Genomic DNA, 16,588 nt, shown 5'->3' with positions numbered 1-16,588 from the left:
GGGGAGCTGTGCATGAGAGTCGGCGTATTGATACTGGGCGTGGTGCTGTTGAGCGGCTGCGCCAATCAGGGCGGTGCGCCCTGGTTGGCGCAACTGGGCGGTTCGGCCAGTTGCGCCAAGCCGGATTCCTCCCAGGAACTGACTTTGAACATGGCTGATGAAATGCTCGCCGACGGCCGTCCTCATGCGAGCCTCGCGCACCTTGAGGAAATGCCCGACAACCTTGCCCAGGTGCGCGTGCGCAAGGCCAAAGTGCTGCGCCTGTTGGGCAGCAGCGAGGCCGAGCCGCTGTACCGCAGCCTGCTGGGTAGTTGCATGGCCGCCGAGGCGGAACATGGTCTGGGGCAACTGGCCTCGGCACGTGGTGACAACGTCCAGGCCCGGCAGCACCTGCTGCGCGCGGTGCGCCTGGCGCCCACCGACGAGAAAATCCGCAACGACCTCGGCGTGATCTACCTCAACCTCGGCGAAATGGAAAAGGCCCGCTTCGAGTTCCTCACCGCCATCGAGCTGAAAGACACCGACCGGCTGGCGGCGGTCAACCTGGTGACCCTGCTGCTGTACCAGGACAAATGGCAACAGGCCGCCGATCTGGTCAGCCGGCTGGGCCTGAGTTCGGCCCAGTTCAGCGAAGCCCAGGCCCGTGCCGAGCAACTCAAACCCGGCGGCGCGCAGCCGCCCAGGAGTTCCTGATGAACGTGCGAATCCCGTTGTTGATCGTGCTGGCCGGCTTCTCGTGCGCTGCCGCGGCGGTTCCCGAAGGGCCTTCGTCCAAGGCCCAGGAAACCACCGAAACCTGGCTGCAATTGCAACCCCGAGGGCTGCACGCCTCCAGCAACCCACAGGCCACCACGCCCAAGGAATACGACAAGACCATGGAGCGCTGGCAGAAGGTGTACGACTACAAGATTCCGGATGTCTTCAAGTGGGAGAAGGTGACGTCGTCGGGGAGTCAGTGAGGCGGGCAGAAGGTTTCCAGCGTTCTAGCGTTCTTGAGATCGAGCGCCGCGTGGGCGACGCATCGCCGGCAAGCCGGCTCCCACTTTTAAAGTCGCAGTTCAATTCACTGTGGGAGCTGGCTTGCCAGCGATGCGCCGCCTAAGCGGCGCTCGATCTCAAGGGCGCTCAATGCTCCGTCACCCGCTGCCACGGCGTCGACGGTCCGGGCGATAGCGCCAGGGCCAGTTGCGTGCGGTTGTGCATGTGGGTCAGGCGCAGCACCTGCGAGACATAGAGCTTCACCGTGTTCTCGGTGATGCCCAGTTCACAGGCGATCTGGTAGTTGGTCTTGCCCTTGCCGACCAGCCGCGCCACATCAAGCTGGCGGGGCGATAGCGGGGAGAAGATGGTCGGGATGGTGACGCTGTCGTGCTCGCTGTCTTCGTTGCCGTCGCCTTTGCCGGGCGCCTGCCCGCGAGCCTTGTCGAGGTCCTGGTAGAGGTCGTCGATGGAGTCGGCGAGGTACTTGAGCTTCTGGTTCAGGTGGCCAAGCTGATGGAAGTTCTTCTGTCGTTTCAGCAACTCCGTTTCCTGATGCTGCAGGCCCTTGAGCAACTCTTCGAGGTCGACCGGCTTCTGGTAATAGTCCGCGAAGCCTTCGCGCAGGGCCTTGATGACGTCCTGCTTTTCGGCGCGGCCGGTGAGCATGATGGCTTCGAAGGCGCGCTCCTGCCCGGCACTCTTCTTCAGCGCCTTGACCAGCTCGATACCGTCGTATTCGGGCATGTTCAGGTCACAGAGGACCAGGCCGATGGCCGGGTCGGCGTTGAAGCGATCGATGGCAGTGACGCTGGAATGGCAGGGGACGCAGAGATAACCGCTGCTTTCGAGGAATTCACAAAGCTCTTCGACGATCAGTGGCTGGTCATCGACGACCAGGACTTTCACTTGGCTGGTTGGCATTTAGCTCGCAACTCCATGCTGAGGTGCCCTCCCTGAAAGCTGCCAAGGCGGTCCCGGGTCACGGTGGGGCACTAACTCAAAAGTAGTCGCTCCTTTCGACTATTTACAAGGCGTGACACCCGTGCCACACGCATCAGGCGACTAATGGATCCATAAAGCGGCCAGCAGAAAGCCCGCCATGAGGAATGGGGCGAAGGGCTGCTTTTTTGACACTTCCTCGTGGATCGCCTGCAGGCGCTTCTTAACCTTCTGATTAAGCAACGACCACAGCCAGCGTCGGCTGATCAGCCAGACCAGAACGGCGACCCCGGCGCCGATGAAAGTGCCCAGCAGATACCACTGGTCAGTTGCCAGGGCCAGAGCGCCCAACAGCTTCACGTCGCCAGCCCCCAAGCGGCCAAGGATATAACCCGGAAGGGTTAACACCATCACCAGCACAAGCGCGACGGCGGCATCGGTGGGTTCGGCACCGATCCAGGTGTGGCCGGTGACGAACAGATAGGCGAGGGCGAGGGCGGCTGCACCGAGGGTGAGGGCGTTGGCGATCTGTCGTTCGCGCACATCCTGTTCGGCACAAAGGGCAAGCCACAACAGCACGACTAGACTTTGCATTGGCGAAAGGCCATCCCCTGGTCTGATTGATTCTATGCTTGTCAAAGAGGTGTCACTGTCAGGGTAGACGCGATCATGAAAGCGAGCTTCGGTGGACGGGAAAAAGGTGCTGTGGCGATTGAGTTCGCCCTGGTCTTCGTAATGTTCTTTGCGGTGTTCTACGGGCTGCTCAGTTACAGCCTGCCCATGCTCATGGTGCAGTCGTTCAACCAGGCCAGCAGCGAAGCGGTGCGCCGCTGCGTGGCGCTGGATCCCACCAGTGGGAGCTATGGCACCGACGTCACCAACCTGGCCCGGCAAGTGCTCGAGCAGCAACTGGCCTGGCTACCTGGCGCCTTGAGTTTCGACTACGCCAGCGACGCTACCGTGACACTCACTGCGGGCAAACTGCTGACGGTGAGCGTCCACTACGACAAAGCCAAGATCACCTCGGCGATGCCGGTGCTGGTATTGCCGGTCATTGGCGAAGTGCCGCGACTGCCCGCGCGACTGGGTGCTCAAGCGAGCCTGCAACTTTGAGCGGCGGCTCGGGGTTATTCGACCGCTGGCGGACCCGCGCCGGCGAACTTCCGACCTGGCCCGAAACCTCGGCACCGCCCGCAGTCGGCCTGCAACTGTGGCTGGATAATCAGGCGCGGGTGCTGCGTCTCAGCGGCCCGTTGCGCACCGTGCTGGCCTTGCCGGCACAGATGCCGGCGCGATTGCAGGACTATGTGCAACCCCACAGCTTGCTGGCTCTGGAAGGCGAGCCGCCGGACTGGCAGGCGCATCCGCTTGACCTGGACTTTCGCGCCGCCGCCGGTCACACCCTGCATACCCGTGGCTGGTTGCTGGCTCAGCCCGAGGGCTGGTTGCTGCAATTGTTCGATATCGGCGACCTGGTGCAGCAACAACGCCAGGGCCTGGCCGCGCAGCAGCGGCAAATGCTCGCCAGCGAAGTCGCGGCGGCGCTGCGCGATTGCAGCCTTGAGCATCTCGCGGAGCAGACCGGCGAGCAGCTGCGCCGTCTTGCCTGGCACTGGCAGGCGGGTTGGGCGACGTTATGGGTGCGCGGCGCCGGCGGCTGGAAAAACTATGTGCACTACGGCGACAACCTGCCGTGGAGCGAGCCACGGCTGGGCGTGTTGCTCAATGACCTGTCGGCCGAGCACCTGATCCACAGCGCCGCCCAGCCGGCCTTGCAGGTGCTGGAATTGCCGTTCTACCTGATGCCCCACACCCAGCAGCACGAAGTGCAGGCCTGGTTGCTGTGCGAGGACCGCGGTCAGCCACGCCTGGACGACGACGCCTTGCTGCTCGCCGACGCCTTGGCCGAGCCGCTGCTGGCGCGTCTTGCGGGTGATCGGCTGCAGGCCAGTCAGCAGCGCCTGGACAATGTCCAGGGCCTGCTTGGCGCCGGTTGGTGGGAGTGGTCGCCGCATGATCCTTATCTGCATCTGGCGCCGGGGCTGGCGATCAGCTTTGGCGTGCCGGCGCGGGTCACCCTGGCCGACTGGCTGACCCAGGTGCACCCGGCCGATCGCGAGGCGGCGTTGCTGGCCTTCACCAGCCTGCAGCGCCAGGGCGACAGCCTGCAATTGTGCCTGCGCCTGCTTGGCGACACACCGCGCTGGTACCGTTTGTGCGGTGAGCTGCGTGGCCAGGGCGAGGCGCGCCGGTTGCACGGCTTCATGCTCGACATCAGTGACATCAAGCAACAGGAACAACAAGCCAGCGCCGCCCACGCGCGGCTGGACAACCTGATCGCCAGTTCGCCGGCGGTGATCTACATCCAGCACTACGACGATGGCGCGCTGCACGCCGAGTTCTTCAGCGCCAGCCTGCAACCGTTGCTCGGTTGGCAGCCGGCGCCGGGCGAGCGCCTGCAACCCGCGCAATGGGTGCATCCCGACGACCAGCCGTTGTGGCTGGCACGCACCCGCACCCTGCTGCGCGAGGGCCAGGTGCGCAGCCGCTACCGCCTGCGCGACAGCGAAGGCGGCTGGCACTGGGTGCTCGACGAGGCCCGTCTGTTGCGCAATGACCTGGGCATCCCAGTGGAGGTGGTAGGTATCTGGCTCGATGTCACCGAGACGACCCAGGCCGCCGAGCGGGTGCGCCAGAGCGAAGAGCGCTACCGCGTGCTGGTGGAGGATTCGCCGGCGATGATCTGCCGCTACCGCCCCGACCTCGAACTGCTCTACGGCAACCAGCCGCTGGCTGACTACTTGGAATGCACCCCGGCGCAACTGCCGGGCATGAACCTCTGCGACTGGCTGTCGCCGGGGCAGCGCGAGCTGTTTGTCGAGCGCATTGCCCGGCTCAGCCCCGAGGCGCCGATGAGCAGTGACGAAGTCTGCCTGCAACTGCCGGGGCGCCAACATGCGTGGTGGATCTGGGCGGACCGCGGCCTGTTCGATGCCGACGGTCGTCTGCTGGAAATCCAGGCAGTGGGGCGCGACAACACCGAGGTCCGGCGCAGCCAGCAGCAACTGCTGCAGAGCGCGAAGATGGCCACCCTGGGCGAGATGTCCACCGGGCTCGCCCATGAAATCAACCAACCGCTCAACGTGATGCGCATGGCTGTGGTCAACGCCCTCAAGCGTCTGGAAGGCGGTGAGGTGGATGTCGATTACTTGCAGGAAAAACTCAAGCGCATCGACGCCCAGGTGGTGCGGGCGTCGAAGGTGGTCGATCACATGCGCGTCTTCGGTCGTCGCTCGGAGGTTGAGCGCGGGCTGTTCGAGCCCTGGACTGCGGTGGAGGGGGCGCTGTCGCTGCTGGCCGATGGGCTGGCCGCCAAGAGTGTGGCGGTACGCTTGGGTGATCCGCTGACGGGGTGTCCGGTCAGCGGCCATATGGATCAGTTGGAGCAGGTGCTGATCAATCTGATGGTCAACGCCCGCGATGTGCTGATGGAGAAGAAGCCGGAGCAGCCGTGGATCTCGCTGCGTAGCGAGCGCGACGGCCAGTGGGTGCGTCTGCTGGTGGAAGACAGCGGCGGCGGCATCGAGCCGCGTCTGCTGGAGTGCATCTTCGAGCCGTTCTTCACCACCAAGCCGGCGGGTGTCGGGACCGGGCTGGGGTTGTCGGTGAGTTACCGGATCGTCGAAAGCATGGGTGGCACCCTGAGTGTCAGCAATGGCCGCGACGGCGCGCGCTTCGTCATCGAACTGCCGGTTCAGAGCACCAGTTGAGCGCGGTTGCTGCTGCAGTCAAGGTGGGCACCAACGTCGGTCACCACCAGATCGATGCCCAGTACCTTCAGCAGCGAATTGATCAGCGGACTGGTCAGGCGGTCGAGCAGGGTAGTGATTCTTGGCACCAGAATGTCTTTTACGCCCGTCAGCAGGCTGGTCGCCGAGGTGACCACCTGCCCCAGCGGGTGACTGCCCTGCGGCTGGTACGTCAGTAACTGCACGCCAGTGAGGGTGGTGCCGAGGCTGGCAACAGCATTGCTGGCGCCGGTGGTCGTCTTGTACACCGGCGGTTGATTGAGCTTGGGCAACTCGGTGGGGCCACTGAACAACAGGTTCACGGGCGTGGCGGGGGGTGTTCCCAGCACGGTGGTATCGACCTTGATCCCGATACCGCCGCCGACGAAGGGCACGCGCGTGCCGCAGCCAAGGGAAATGATGGTCAGCTTGGTGCACACGTTGGTGCCGAAGTCGATCAGCGGGATCGGCTGGATGGCCGTGTTGCCCGTGGTGAAGAAGTCATTGGGCGTGTCGAACTTGCCAACGGCGATTTTCGCCGCCGAGCTTTTGGTACTGGCGGTGAGGGTCTTGGTGGGTGTGCAACTGTAGTTGCTGACCTGGCTGCTGCCCTCCGCGACTTCCAGGCCGATGTTGATCTGCTGCACGTTCGGCATCAACTGGATGTCGCTGACTTTGCACGGCACCAGCAACGCGCAGCCAATGGATTCCAGGGTGCCCTTGAGGTTCAGGGTCAACAGGTTGCCGATCAGCGTGGTCAGTGGCGAGGCGAGGGAAAGCACCGCGTTGGTCAGGCCGGTGATGCTGCTCAGAACCGGCAGGTCGAGGGAAATCAGCGCCCGCACCTGGGCCGTGTGCACCTTGATCTCGTCGGTCGCCGGATTGCCGATGGCGGAAAGCTGCTCCGGCTCGATTACCTTCACGCGAATCGTGCCTGTCACCAGTCCCAGCAGGTTCAGCGGGACCTGCGCCACTGCGGCGCTCTGCTGGGCCGCCAGCATCACCGATGCCTTCACCAGGTCAATGACGTTGACCATGGTGTCGAGGCCGGCCTTGGTGGTGCCGTTCTGGATATCCAGCATGTCGCCCAGGTGAATCACGGTGCTGTTGTTCGCCCCGACCACCACTTTGCCAAGATTGGTCACCACCTCGGCCAGCGCGCCTGACTGGCTCGCCACATTTGCCGCGACCTGAATGATATCGGTGACGTGAAGGTTCTTGGTCAGCAGTTCGTCATAATGGCCGGCACCGACATTGGCCTTGATCGCCAGCGCGTCGAGAAAACTCAGCAGGTTGATCTGCGTGTTGGCGATGCCCTGCCAGCCCACCGCGTCCAGCGTGACTCGTCCGCCCAGGGGATCGATCAGTGCATTGAGCAGTGCCGATTTTTGCGTGTCCATGGTCAGCAGGGTCGAGCGCAGGCGCAGCATGGCCACGGGCGGCAGCGGCGCGGCGGCCACGGCCTGGGCATGCAATTGCAGGGTGTTGGGGATGGGTTGGCCGGCCACCAGGTTGCGGATACCGGCGGCGATGCTGGTGGGTACGTTGACGTTGCCCACGACCTTGATGGCCTGGGCCAGGCTGGCATTCGGGCTGAAGATGCGCAGGCTGTTGGCGCCAGTGCTGACGCTGCCGCAGGTAGTGACCAGGGTGTTGCCGCCGACGAGAGTGAAGCCGTTGCGCACTGCACTGGTGTTGGCCAGGGTCGCGGCCTGCGGTCCGATGCCATTGCAGGTGGCGCTCTGGCCCGCTGCTTCCAGAGCCGCCATGTCGACGATGCGTTGCAGCTTGCGCTGCTCCATATAGAGCCGCCCGCCGTCTACCGCGAGCAGCCCGAAAACCACGGCCAACGCCAGCGTCAGCGCAGTCATCAGGCCGATGGCACCGCCCTGACGTGTAGAGAATCGGGAAGACACGAGCACTCCTTTGCCGGCACATGGCCGTGCACGTCGCGTGCGTCAACGGAGTGTAGTCAAGAACGTGGCCAGTCGCCTGTAGCGGCGACTGGCCACGGACGAAGGGTCAACGGGGCGGGTAGTTGGCCAGCACCTGGGTGACGGTCTTCTGGATCGCGGCGTTGCGTTCTTCAGGGGTCGGCGGGTAGTGGTTCATGACCTGCTCGGCACTGCCGCGCCAGACCAGCTTGCCGTCGCGGCCATCGAGCATGTCGATCTGGATGGTCGCTACCTTGTACTCGACGGTGCGGGTCTCGTTGAACGCCGGACCGCCCCAGTAGCCTCCCCAATAACCGCCCCACGCACCACCATACTGGGTGGTGATCTGCTGATGCCGGTTTTCCACGATCAGGTAGGTCTGCACGTTGAGGTCGCCGCGAGTGCCGGGCTGGGCCGGACGCAGGCCGCGTTGGTCGAGCTGCCCGCTGACAGCCTGGCGAATGCGCTGTTCGGTGAGGTCGCTCTTGATGCGCGGATCATCCGGGCGGTATTGCAGGGCCGGTTCCAGCCAGGTCCAACTGCGGTACGCGGCGAAGTCGCGGCTGGCGTCGAAGTCCTGGCTGACATTGTTGGACTGGCAGGCTGCGAGCAGTGCCAGCAGCGAGAATAAAGCGAGTCGGCGGAACATGGTTGTTCTCCAGTGACGATATCTAGCTGGGAGGATAGCCGCTCATGGCCTTTTCGACGGCCTTGCGCAGGGCCTCGTCGCGGTCGGCCAGGGAACCCTGGCTGCCACTCTCGGCACTGGCGCTCCAGACCGGCTGGCCGCTGCCGGCATCGAACAGGTCAACGCGCACCACCAGCACCTCGACCGCGTAGGTGCGGACCACGGGCACGCTGCCGTAGACCCCGTAACTGTTGCCGTAGTAACCGTGGCGATAGCCCATCCCGCCGTAGCCGCCGTAGGGTGAGTAATCATCGTCGCGGTACTGCCGCAGGCGCCGTTCGGTGTGCATGCCGGCGCTCACCAGCAGGTCGCTACGGCCGCCACGGGCGGGGCGCAGACCGCGCTGGTCGAGGGCATTGCTGACCACGTCGGCCAGTTGCGCGGAGTCGGTCGAGGCATTGCCCGCAGGCAACTGGCCGTCGCGCCAGGCCCAGCTACGGTAGCGGCCGTAGTCGCGGGCCGGTGCGGGGTAGGCGCTTTGATCGAAGGTTGTGGCCGCCTGCGGGGGCGCGGGCGGCAGGGGCCGGGAGTCGGCGACATAAGGGTTGCTGCCCTGGCAGGCGGCCAGGGTCAGGCAAGTCAGGGCGAGGACGACACGGTACGGCATGTGGCTCTCCCAGGGCGTTGGGCCCTAACGGGGTCGACATATCCAGTGCAGGTAACGACCGAGGCCGGCGAAGGCCGGGTGACGACGGTGGGCCAGTTCCATTTCGAGCAGGTCGATCAGTTCGGCGCGGGCCTGGAATTCCGGGGGCATATAGTCATGGAACACGCGCACGCCGCTCTCGGTGTCTATTTGCCATAGACCTTCAACTTGCGCCCTGAGTTCGCGCGGATCAAGGGGTTTCTGTGGGGTCAGGCTCTGCTTTTCGCCGGCCAGGGTGTTGCGCCGCATCTTGCGGAAATGGCCTTTGAGCAGATTGCGGTAAACCAGCGCGTCGCGGTTGTAGAACGCCAGCGACAACAGGCCATCGGGACGAGTGAGCTGGTGCAGCACCGGCAAGATGGTTTCCGGCTCGGCGAGCCATTCCAGCACCGCGTGGCAGATCACCAGGTCATAGGGCTCGGTCAGTTCGCCGAGCAGGTCCTGCCACGGCGCCTGGATGAAGGTGGCCGGCTGGCCGGCGGCCGCGAAGCGCTCGCGGGCGCCGTCGAGCATCGGCGCGGCGGGTTCGGCCAGCGTCAGGTGATGCCCGCGCTCGGCCAGCCACAACGACATGTGGCCCAGGCCCGCGCCAATATCCAGTACTCGCAGCGGGCGGTCCGGCAGGCACTCGGCGAGGTCCGCCTGCAGTACCGCGAGACGGATCGCGCCTTTGGCGCCGCCATAGATCTTCTCGGCGAAACGGGTCGCCAGGGCATCGAAATGACGGTCGTTCATTTGGCGAAGCGCCTCTCGCTGTCGGCCAGCTTGGCGCGCACCACCTGCTCCATGTCCAGGCCCAGTTCGCTGCACAGCAACAACAGGTAGAGCACCACATCGCCCACTTCCTGGCCGGCGTGTTCCAGTTGTTCGGCGGACAACTGTCGCGACTGGTCCTCGCTCAGCCACTGGAAGATTTCCACCAGTTCGGCCATTTCAACGCTGGCGGCCATGGCCAGGTTTTTTGGGCTGTGAAAACCACGCCAGTCATTGTTGTCGCGGATGTGGTGCAGCCGTTGAGTGAGTTCTTGCAGATTCATGTGCGGTCTCCTGAGGCGGTATAGCTTCAGGGGGAAGCGGGTGACTGGCAAGCGATGCGTGTCTAACCGAGCGGCCGCCATGCACCGCTCATATGAACCAGCCCGCCATGCCCGCTCAAGCGGAACTCCCCGCTCGGTGCCTCCTTGCTGCCATCCAGGATGACCTCGCTCGGCAGCCGCACCGGCTTGTGGAAATCCACCGCCACTTCATAGCCACTGCGCGGCAAGTGCCCGCGCAGGTGAGCCAGGGCCACGGCCTTGCTCCACATGCCGTGGGCGATGGCCTGTGGAAAACCGAACAGCTTCGCGGTCGCGGCGCTGAGGTGGATGGGGTTGTAGTCGCCGCAGACTCTGGCGTAATGCCGGCCAATATCGCTGTCGGCATACCAGCGGGTCAGCTCGCTCATTTGCAGTTCCGCCGGCGCTTGCGCGACGGGCGGCTCGCCTTCGAGCTTCATGCCGCGGCAGAGCATGCGGCTGCTCTCCGACCAGAGCAGGCCGAGGCCGTCTTCGGCGTCGGTGCGCAGGTCGAAGGTGGCGCCTTTTTCGTGGGGCTGAAGGTTATCCACAGACACCGCGAAGCGCAGCCGCGACACGCCGCCCAACGGGCGCAGCACGCGGATGCGATTGCTCAGGTGCACCAGCCCCAGCAGCGGAAACGGAAACGCCTTGTCCGTCAGCAACTGCAATTGCAGGGCGAATGCCATGACATGTGGATAAGTCGGCGGCAGGCGGCCGTCGTTGCTGAACAGGCAGAGCTTGCGGTAAGCGGCGAGGTTGCGTTCATCGACGCTGAGCGAGCAGCGCAGGCCTGTGGCCGGCAGCGTGTCGCCGCTGATCTTGCGCTTGCTCGCAGCCTTCAGGTACAGCCCGGAAAGGCCGGCGGTGTGACCAACGTCGTGCCAGGTCTGGGTCATGTTCAGGCCCCCATCACGGCTTGGCCGCACACCCGCAGCACCTGGCCATTGATCGCGCCGCTGCCTGGCTGCGACAACCAGGCGACCGCTTCGGCAACGTCCTGCGGAAGGCCGCCCTGGCCGAGGGAACTCATGCGCCGCCCGGCTTCACGCAAGGTGAACGGGATTGCCGCAGTCATGCGGGTTTCGATAAAGCCTGGCGCTACGGCGTTGATGCTGGCACCGCGTTCGGCCAGCAGCGGCGCCCAGCCCTGGGCGAGGCCGATCAGGCCGGCCTTGCTCGCCGCGTAGTTGGATTGCCCGCGGTTGCCGGCGATACCGCTGATGGAGGCGAGCAGGACGATCCGCGCGTTGTCGCGCAGGGCGCCGCTGTCGAGCAGGGCCTGGGTCAGCACGGCCGGGGCCTTGAGGTTGACCGCCAGCACCGAGTCCCAGTATTCCGGGGTCATGTTGGCCAGGGTCTTGTCGCGGGTGATGCCGGCGTTGTGCACGACAATATCGATGCCTTCCGGCAGGCCTTCGAGCAGTTGCGCCGCAGCCTCGCTGGCGCAGATATCCAGCGCCAGCGCACGACCGCCGAGTCGCTCGGCCAGGGCGTGCAGATCATCGCTGGCCTGCGGTACATCCAGCAGCACGACGTCGGCGCCGTCCCGGGCCAGGGTTTCGGCGATGGACGCGCCAATGCCCCGCGCCGCACCGGTGATCAGCGCCTTGCGCCCGGCGAGCGGGCGGGTCCAGTCCTGCACCTTGCTGGCGCAGGCTTCCAGGCGCAACACCTGGCCGCTGATGAACGCGCTTTTCGGCGAAAGGAAGAAACGCAGCGCGCCTTCGAGCTGGTCTTCCGCATCGCGGGACACATAGAGCAGTTGCAGGGTGCCGCCGTTGCGCAGTTCCTTGGCCAGCGACCGGCTGAAACCTTCCAGAGCGCGCTGGGCGACCCTGGCCAGTACGTCGTCGAGGTGCTCCGGTGCACGCCCGAGAATGACGATATGCGCGCTGCCGGCAAGGCTACGCAGCAACGGCTGGAAGAACTCGCGCAGTTGCTTGAGCTGATCGATATCGCTGATGGCGCTGGCGTCGAAGACCACCGCCTTGAGCTTGCTGCCCAGCCCGGCAACCCAGGCCGGCAAGCCCAGGGCTTCGTCGGCGAAACTGTAGGACTCATCGGTGAGACGACTGGCGAACGCCGCCACCTTCGCCGCCAGCGGCCCGCCACCCAGCAGCAGGGCGCCTTCCACCGGGCGCAGCCGACCGGCTTCCCAGCGCTCCAGGCGGGCTGGCGCGGGCAGGCCGACAGCACCTACTACACGGCGTCCGAAATCGGAGTTGGCGAAGTTGATATAGCGATCACTCATGAGTACGTCTCCCTGAAATAAGCCCCAAAGTGTGGACCATGATCGGCCATTGGTCGTTCGCTCCAGGAAAAAACACCTACGCTGTAGGCGTCTATTTCGCGAAGTAAGGAAAGTTTTCTATGCGAGTTTTGCGCCGGGTCGCGATCATTGGCGGCAATCGAATCCCTTTCGCCCGCTCCAACGGCCCCTATGCCCGCGCCAGCAATCAGATGATGCTGACCGCCGCCCTGGAAGGGCTGATCGAGCGCTTCAGCCTGCACGGCCTGCGCCTGGGCGAGGTGGCTGCGGGGGCGGTGCTCAAGCATTCCCGCGATTTCAATCTGACCCGTGAATGCGTGCTCGGCTCGCGCCTGTCGGCGCAGACCCCGGCCTACGACATCCAGCAGGCCTGTGGCACCGGCCTGGAAGCGGCGTTGATGGTCGCCAACAAGATTGCTCTCGGGCAGATCGAATGCGGCATTGCCGGGGGCGTCGACACCACCTCCGATGCACCTATCGCGGTCAACGAAGGCCTGCGCCGGGTGCTGCTGGAAGCCAATCGCGGCAAGAGCACCGCAGACAAACTCAAGGCCCTGCTCAAGCTGCGGCCGAGCTTTTTGAAACCCGAATTGCCGCGCAATGGCGAGCCGCGTACCGGGCTGTCCATGGGCGAGCATTGCGAGTTGATGGCGCAGACCTGGCAGATCGGCCGCCAGGAGCAGGACGAACTGGCGCTGCGCAGCCACCAGAACATGGCCGCGTCCTTCGCCGAAGGTTGGCACAACGATTTGCTGACGCCGTTCCAGGGCTTGTCCCGCGACCACAACCTGCGCCCGGACCTGACCCTGGAAAAGCTCGCCAGTCTCAAGCCGGTGTTCGAGCGCAGCGAGAAGGGCACGCTCACCGCTGGCAACTCGACGCCGCTCACCGACGGCGCCTCGGTGGTGCTGTTGGCGAGCGAGGAGTGGGCGAAAGAGCGCGGTTTGCCGGTGCTGGCCTACCTGCTGGACGGCGAGAACGCCGCAGTGGATTTCGTCAAAGGCCACGAAGGCTTGCTGATGGCGCCGGTCTACGCGGTACCGCGACTGCTTGCGCGCCACGGCCTGAGCCTGCAGGACTTCGATTACTACGAAATCCACGAAGCCTTCGCCGCGCAGGTGCTGTGCACCTTGAAAGCCTGGGAAGACGCGGACTACTGCCGCGAGCGGCTGGGCCTCGACCAGCCGCTTGGGTCCATCGACCGCAGCCGGCTGAACGTGAAGGGCAGCTCGCTGGCCGCCGGCCATCCGTTCGCCGCCACCGGCGGGCGCATTGTCGCCAACCTGGCCAAGCTGCTCGACCAGGCGGGTCAGGGCCGCGGGCTGATTTCCATCTGCGCCGCGGGCGGTCAGGGTGTGACGGCGATTATCGAGCGCTGACCAGGGCGGCGGCTTCCCGGGCCGGCTGGTTGGCGTAGTGCTCGGCCATGATCGAGCAGACGATCAACTGCAGTGGGTGATAGATCATGATCGGCAGCAGGATCAGACCCAGGCCTGGGTGGGCGCCGAAAATCAGTGCGGCCATCGGCGCCCCGGCGGCCAGGGACTTCTTGCTGGCGCAGAACACCGCGGCAATCTCGTCGGGGCGGCTGAACTTCAGCGCCCGTGCGCTGCGGGTGGTCAGCCACAGGACCAGCGCCAGCAGTAGCGCGCTGCCGACCAGAGCGGTGACGATCACCGACAGCCCTTGTTGCTGCCACATACCCGACATCATCGAATTGCAGAACGCCGCGTAGACCAGCAGCAGGATCACCAGCTTGTCCATGACATTGGTGTAGCGCTTGTGCCGGGCGAAGAAGCGTCCCAGCCAGGGCCGCAGCAATTGGCCCAGCAGCAGCGGTGCCAGCAGCAGGCCACAGAGGTCGAGCAGGGTGGCGCCGAGGTCGATGCCGTCGCTGCCGCTGCCCACCACCAGACTCACCAGCCATGGTGTGATGAAGATGCCCAGCACGCTGGACAGGCTGGCGTTGAGGATCGCTGCCGGCACGTTGCCGCCGGCGCTGCCGGTCAGCGCCACCGAGGACGAAATGGTCGAGGGCAGGGCGCACAGGTAAAGGAAGCCGAGCATCAGCAGCGCCGGAATCTGGCTGCCTAGCAGTGTCTTGCCCAGCAGCCACAGCAGCGGGAAGACCACGAAGGTGAAGACTTGCACCATCAGGTGCAGGCGGGTGTTCTTCAGGCCGTGGCGGATCTGCTCGCTGGACAGATTGATACCGTGGAGGAAGAACACCAGGAACACGCCGATGTTGATCACGTACTCGGCATGCATCGCCCCGCCCGCTGCACCGAAGTGCGGGAACAGCCAGGCGAGAAAGGTGGCCAGGAACATACCGCAGAGGAACCAGTCGGTAACCACGCGCTTGAGGTGCTTGAGTGCTTGCATAGGCGGACCTTCGAATCATCTTGTAATAATCGTGATTGAGGCTAACCTGCCTGTCAGTTTCCGTCTTGCGACATAAGGCCAAGCGATGCCGAGTAACGGACAAAATTCCGCCCCTCGTCGGATTCCCGACCTGACGGCGCTGCCGCGGCCGCTGTATGCCCGCGCCGAAAGCCTCGGCGCCGGCTCATGGACGCCGCGTCATCGGCATGACTGGGTGCAGTTTTCCTACGCCATCAGCGGAGTGCTCGGAGTCCATACCGCCGAGGGCAGCTACTTCGCTCCGCCGCAGTGGGGCGTGTGGATTCCGGCCGGGGTCGAGCATGAGGTGATCACCTCGACGCGGGCGGAGATGCGCAGCCTGTATGTGCGCAGCGAAGATTCGTCCTGGGCTGCGTCGCACTGCCGGGTGCTGGAGGTGACGCCGCTGGCGCGGGAGTTGATCAAGCAGTTTTGCGTGTACCCGGTGGATTACCCGGAAGGCGACAGCCACGAGGCCCATCTGGTACAGGTCTTGCTCGATCAGTTGCAGCGTTTGCCGGAGGTGGGCTTCTCGCTGCCTTCGCCGCAACACCCCGGTTTGTTGAGGTTATGCAACGAACTGCTGGCCCATCCTGAGCAGGCGCACACCCTTGAACACTGGGCTCAGCGCCTGGGGCGATCGGAAAAAACCCTGATGCGGCTGTTCCAGCGCGAGACCGGTTTGAGTTTTCGTGCGTGGCGTCAGCGCATGCGTCTGTTATCGTCCCTCGACGCGCTTGAACAGGGCCAGAGTGTCACCCAGGCGGCGCTGGGCTGTGGTTATGACTCGACCTCGGCCTTCATCGCCGCCTTCAAAGGGTTATTTGGTGCCACCCCCGGGGAACTGTTCAGAAATTGAGCTGACGTAAATTGAAACCCCTCGCCCTTGATCCGGGTCCGTTTCCGGCAGGGCGCTTGAGCTATCGTGTGCGCGCGGCGCTACGGCAGCGCATCCATCAGTGGCAGAGACAGGAGCAAGAACAAAAGCCGATGAAGACTCCCAAACGGATAGAACCGCTGATCGAAGACGGTCTGGTCGATGAAGTGCTGCGCCCGCTGATGAGCGGAAAGGAAGCAGCGGTGTATGTCGTGCGTTGCGGCCAGCAATTGCGCTGCGCCAAGGTCTACAAGGAAGCGAACAAACGCAGTTTCCGCCAGGCCGCCGAGTACCAGGAAGGGCGCAAGGTGCGCAACAGCCGCCAGGCCCGGGCCATGGCCAAGGGCTCGAAGTACGGTCGCAAGGAAGCCGAGGATGCCTGGCAGAACGCCGAAGTGGCGGCGCTGTTCCGCCTGGCCAGTGCCGGCGTGCGGGTGCCCAAGCCCTTCGATTTTCTCGACGGCGTGCTGTTGATGGAACTGGTCGCCGGCGACGACGGCCAGGCTGCGCCACGGCTCAACGATGTCGACCTGGAGCCGGAACAGGCCCGTGAGTACCACGCCTTTGTCATTCGTCAGATTGTGCTGATGCTGTGCGCGGGCCTGGTGCACGGTGACCTTTCCGAGTTCAACGTGCTACTCGACCCGGAAGGCCCGGTGATCATCGACCTGCCGCAGGCCGTGGACGCCGCCGCCAACAACCACGCCTTCAGCATGCTGGAGCGGGATGTGGCGAACATGGCCCACTACTTCGGGCGCTTTGCCCCGGAGCTCAAGGAAACCCGCTTTGCCCGCGAGATGTGGTCGCTGTACCAGGCGGGCGAGCTGCAACCGGACAGCGTCCTCAGCGGGCAGTGGAAAGACGATGAACACACCGCCGACGTGAACGGCGTGATGCGGGAAATCGAGGCCGCGCGGATCGACGACGAACGGCGCAAGGCGGCCAAGGTCGATGCCGAGCGTGGCCCGACCAAGGGCGAGGAGCCCCCGCCCCCGTGGATGCAGTGAG

Annotated in this window: 17 protein-coding genes; 7 read left to right on the top strand and 10 right to left on the bottom strand. The window is 64.7% G+C overall.

Features of this window, described 5'->3' with window-relative positions; all coding sequences use genetic code 11:
• Window positions 1-12 precede the first annotated feature (12 nt).
• Both DM374_RS19390 and DM374_RS19385 read left to right on the top strand, forming a co-directional pair.
• Entirely contained in the window at window positions 13-693 is a 681-nt protein-coding gene (locus DM374_RS19390; protein ID WP_095156061.1) for a tetratricopeptide repeat protein, read from the top strand.
• On the top strand, window positions 693-959 hold the full coding sequence (locus tag DM374_RS19385; protein WP_110971344.1) for a DUF3613 domain-containing protein: 267 nt from the start codon (window positions 693-695) through the stop codon (window positions 957-959). The genes DM374_RS19390 and DM374_RS19385 overlap by 1 nt, the downstream gene beginning before the upstream one ends.
• Before the next feature lie 166 nt (window positions 960-1,125).
• Here the strand turns inward: DM374_RS19385 and DM374_RS19380 are convergent, their stop codons facing one another.
• Window positions 1,126-1,902 carry a response regulator transcription factor gene (locus DM374_RS19380; RefSeq protein WP_110971343.1) on the bottom strand — a complete coding sequence of 259 codons (777 nt, stop codon included), beginning with the start codon at window positions 1,900-1,902 and terminating at the stop codon, window positions 1,126-1,128.
• Between the two features lie 141 nt (window positions 1,903-2,043).
• Window positions 2,044-2,514: a prepilin peptidase gene (locus DM374_RS19375; protein ID WP_110971342.1), complete on the bottom strand. Its 471-nt coding sequence runs from the start codon at window positions 2,512-2,514 to the stop codon at window positions 2,044-2,046.
• Window positions 2,515-2,589: 75 nt separating this feature from the next.
• Between DM374_RS19375 and DM374_RS19370 the strand changes: the two genes are divergently transcribed.
• A complete protein-coding gene (locus DM374_RS19370) occupies window positions 2,590-3,033 on the top strand; it encodes a TadE/TadG family type IV pilus assembly protein (RefSeq protein ID WP_110971341.1) in 444 nt (147 codons plus the stop codon).
• Complete coding sequence (locus DM374_RS19365; RefSeq protein WP_110971340.1) at window positions 3,030-5,690, top strand: PAS domain-containing sensor histidine kinase; 2,661 nt, start codon at window positions 3,030-3,032, stop codon at window positions 5,688-5,690. The genes DM374_RS19370 and DM374_RS19365 overlap by 4 nt, the downstream gene beginning before the upstream one ends.
• On the opposite strand, the gene DM374_RS19360 is transcribed toward DM374_RS19365, so the two are convergent.
• The 7 genes from DM374_RS19360 to DM374_RS19330 form a co-directional block, all read right to left on the bottom strand.
• Window positions 5,675-7,624: a pilus assembly protein TadG-related protein gene (locus DM374_RS19360; protein ID WP_110971339.1), complete on the bottom strand. Its 1,950-nt coding sequence runs from the start codon at window positions 7,622-7,624 to the stop codon at window positions 5,675-5,677. The two genes, DM374_RS19365 and DM374_RS19360, sit on opposite strands and share 16 nt — an antisense overlap.
• A gap of 106 nt (window positions 7,625-7,730) precedes the next feature.
• A complete protein-coding gene (locus tag DM374_RS19355) occupies window positions 7,731-8,291 on the bottom strand; it encodes a DUF4136 domain-containing protein (protein ID WP_110971338.1) in 561 nt (186 codons plus the stop codon).
• A 22-nt stretch (window positions 8,292-8,313) separates the two neighbouring features.
• The gene (locus tag DM374_RS19350; protein WP_110971337.1) at window positions 8,314-8,937 is read right to left on the bottom strand and encodes a DUF4136 domain-containing protein; all 624 of its coding nucleotides are present in this window, start codon (window positions 8,935-8,937) and stop codon (window positions 8,314-8,316) included.
• A 24-nt stretch (window positions 8,938-8,961) separates the two neighbouring features.
• Complete coding sequence (locus DM374_RS19345) at window positions 8,962-9,711, bottom strand: methyltransferase (protein WP_110971336.1); 750 nt, start codon at window positions 9,709-9,711, stop codon at window positions 8,962-8,964.
• The gene (locus DM374_RS19340; protein WP_110971335.1) at window positions 9,708-10,013 is read right to left on the bottom strand and encodes a MazG-like family protein; all 306 of its coding nucleotides are present in this window, start codon (window positions 10,011-10,013) and stop codon (window positions 9,708-9,710) included. Before DM374_RS19340 ends, DM374_RS19345 begins: the two co-directional genes overlap by 4 nt.
• Window positions 10,014-10,075: 62 nt before the next feature.
• Entirely contained in the window at window positions 10,076-10,930 is an 855-nt protein-coding gene (locus tag DM374_RS19335; RefSeq protein ID WP_110971334.1) for a MaoC family dehydratase, read from the bottom strand.
• Window positions 10,931-10,932: 2 nt separating this feature from the next.
• Window positions 10,933-12,285: a 3-oxoacyl-ACP reductase gene (locus DM374_RS19330; RefSeq protein WP_110971333.1), complete on the bottom strand. Its 1,353-nt coding sequence runs from the start codon at window positions 12,283-12,285 to the stop codon at window positions 10,933-10,935.
• Between the two features lie 119 nt (window positions 12,286-12,404).
• Here DM374_RS19330 and DM374_RS19325 point away from each other — a divergent pair, with 119 nt between their 5' ends.
• Entirely contained in the window at window positions 12,405-13,682 is a 1,278-nt protein-coding gene (locus DM374_RS19325) for an acetyl-CoA C-acetyltransferase (protein WP_110971332.1), read from the top strand.
• Here the strand turns inward: DM374_RS19325 and DM374_RS19320 are convergent.
• Complete coding sequence (locus tag DM374_RS19320) at window positions 13,669-14,685, bottom strand: bile acid:sodium symporter family protein (RefSeq protein WP_110971331.1); 1,017 nt, start codon at window positions 14,683-14,685, stop codon at window positions 13,669-13,671. The two genes, DM374_RS19325 and DM374_RS19320, sit on opposite strands and share 14 nt — an antisense overlap.
• A gap of 85 nt (window positions 14,686-14,770) precedes the next feature.
• On the opposite strand from DM374_RS19320, the gene DM374_RS19315 reads away from it, so the two are divergent.
• Window positions 14,771-15,562, top strand: a complete 792-nt coding sequence (locus DM374_RS19315; protein ID WP_110971330.1) for an AraC family transcriptional regulator — start codon at window positions 14,771-14,773, stop codon at window positions 15,560-15,562.
• Window positions 15,563-15,693: 131 nt separating this feature from the next.
• Window positions 15,694-16,587: a PA4780 family RIO1-like protein kinase gene (locus tag DM374_RS19310; protein ID WP_110971329.1), complete on the top strand. Its 894-nt coding sequence runs from the start codon at window positions 15,694-15,696 to the stop codon at window positions 16,585-16,587.
• Window position 16,588 lies beyond the last annotated feature (1 nt).

Origin of the sequence: Pseudomonas huaxiensis (assembly GCF_003231275.1) — a bacterium.
GTDB classification, from domain to species: Bacteria; Pseudomonadota; Gammaproteobacteria; order Pseudomonadales; family Pseudomonadaceae; genus Aquipseudomonas; species Aquipseudomonas huaxiensis.
The sequence above is the reverse complement of the archived record's forward strand: the minus strand, read 5'-3'. Positions and strand labels throughout refer to the sequence as shown.

Coding starts and splice junctions, on each gene's coding strand:
- DM374_RS19390 (WP_095156061.1), top strand. CDS start 13: ATGAGAGTCGGCGTATTGATACTGGGCGTGGTGCTGTTGAGCGGCTGC.
- DM374_RS19385 (WP_110971344.1), top strand. CDS start 693: ATGAACGTGCGAATCCCGTTGTTGATCGTGCTGGCCGGCTTCTCGTGC.
- DM374_RS19380 (WP_110971343.1), bottom strand. CDS start 1,902: ATGCCAACCAGCCAAGTGAAAGTCCTGGTCGTCGATGACCAGCCACTG.
- DM374_RS19375 (WP_110971342.1), bottom strand. CDS start 2,514: ATGCAAAGTCTAGTCGTGCTGTTGTGGCTTGCCCTTTGTGCCGAACAG.
- DM374_RS19370 (WP_110971341.1), top strand. CDS start 2,590: ATGAAAGCGAGCTTCGGTGGACGGGAAAAAGGTGCTGTGGCGATTGAG.
- DM374_RS19355 (WP_110971338.1), bottom strand. CDS start 8,291: ATGTTCCGCCGACTCGCTTTATTCTCGCTGCTGGCACTGCTCGCAGCC.
- DM374_RS19350 (WP_110971337.1), bottom strand. CDS start 8,937: ATGCCGTACCGTGTCGTCCTCGCCCTGACTTGCCTGACCCTGGCCGCC.
- DM374_RS19345 (WP_110971336.1), bottom strand. CDS start 9,711: ATGAACGACCGTCATTTCGATGCCCTGGCGACCCGTTTCGCCGAGAAG.
- DM374_RS19340 (WP_110971335.1), bottom strand. CDS start 10,013: ATGAATCTGCAAGAACTCACTCAACGGCTGCACCACATCCGCGACAAC.
- DM374_RS19335 (WP_110971334.1), bottom strand. CDS start 10,930: ATGACCCAGACCTGGCACGACGTTGGTCACACCGCCGGCCTTTCCGGG.
- DM374_RS19330 (WP_110971333.1), bottom strand. CDS start 12,285: ATGAGTGATCGCTATATCAACTTCGCCAACTCCGATTTCGGACGCCGT.
- DM374_RS19325 (WP_110971332.1), top strand. CDS start 12,405: ATGCGAGTTTTGCGCCGGGTCGCGATCATTGGCGGCAATCGAATCCCT.
- DM374_RS19320 (WP_110971331.1), bottom strand. CDS start 14,685: ATGCAAGCACTCAAGCACCTCAAGCGCGTGGTTACCGACTGGTTCCTC.
- DM374_RS19315 (WP_110971330.1), top strand. CDS start 14,771: ATGCCGAGTAACGGACAAAATTCCGCCCCTCGTCGGATTCCCGACCTG.
- DM374_RS19310 (WP_110971329.1), top strand. CDS start 15,694: ATGAAGACTCCCAAACGGATAGAACCGCTGATCGAAGACGGTCTGGTC.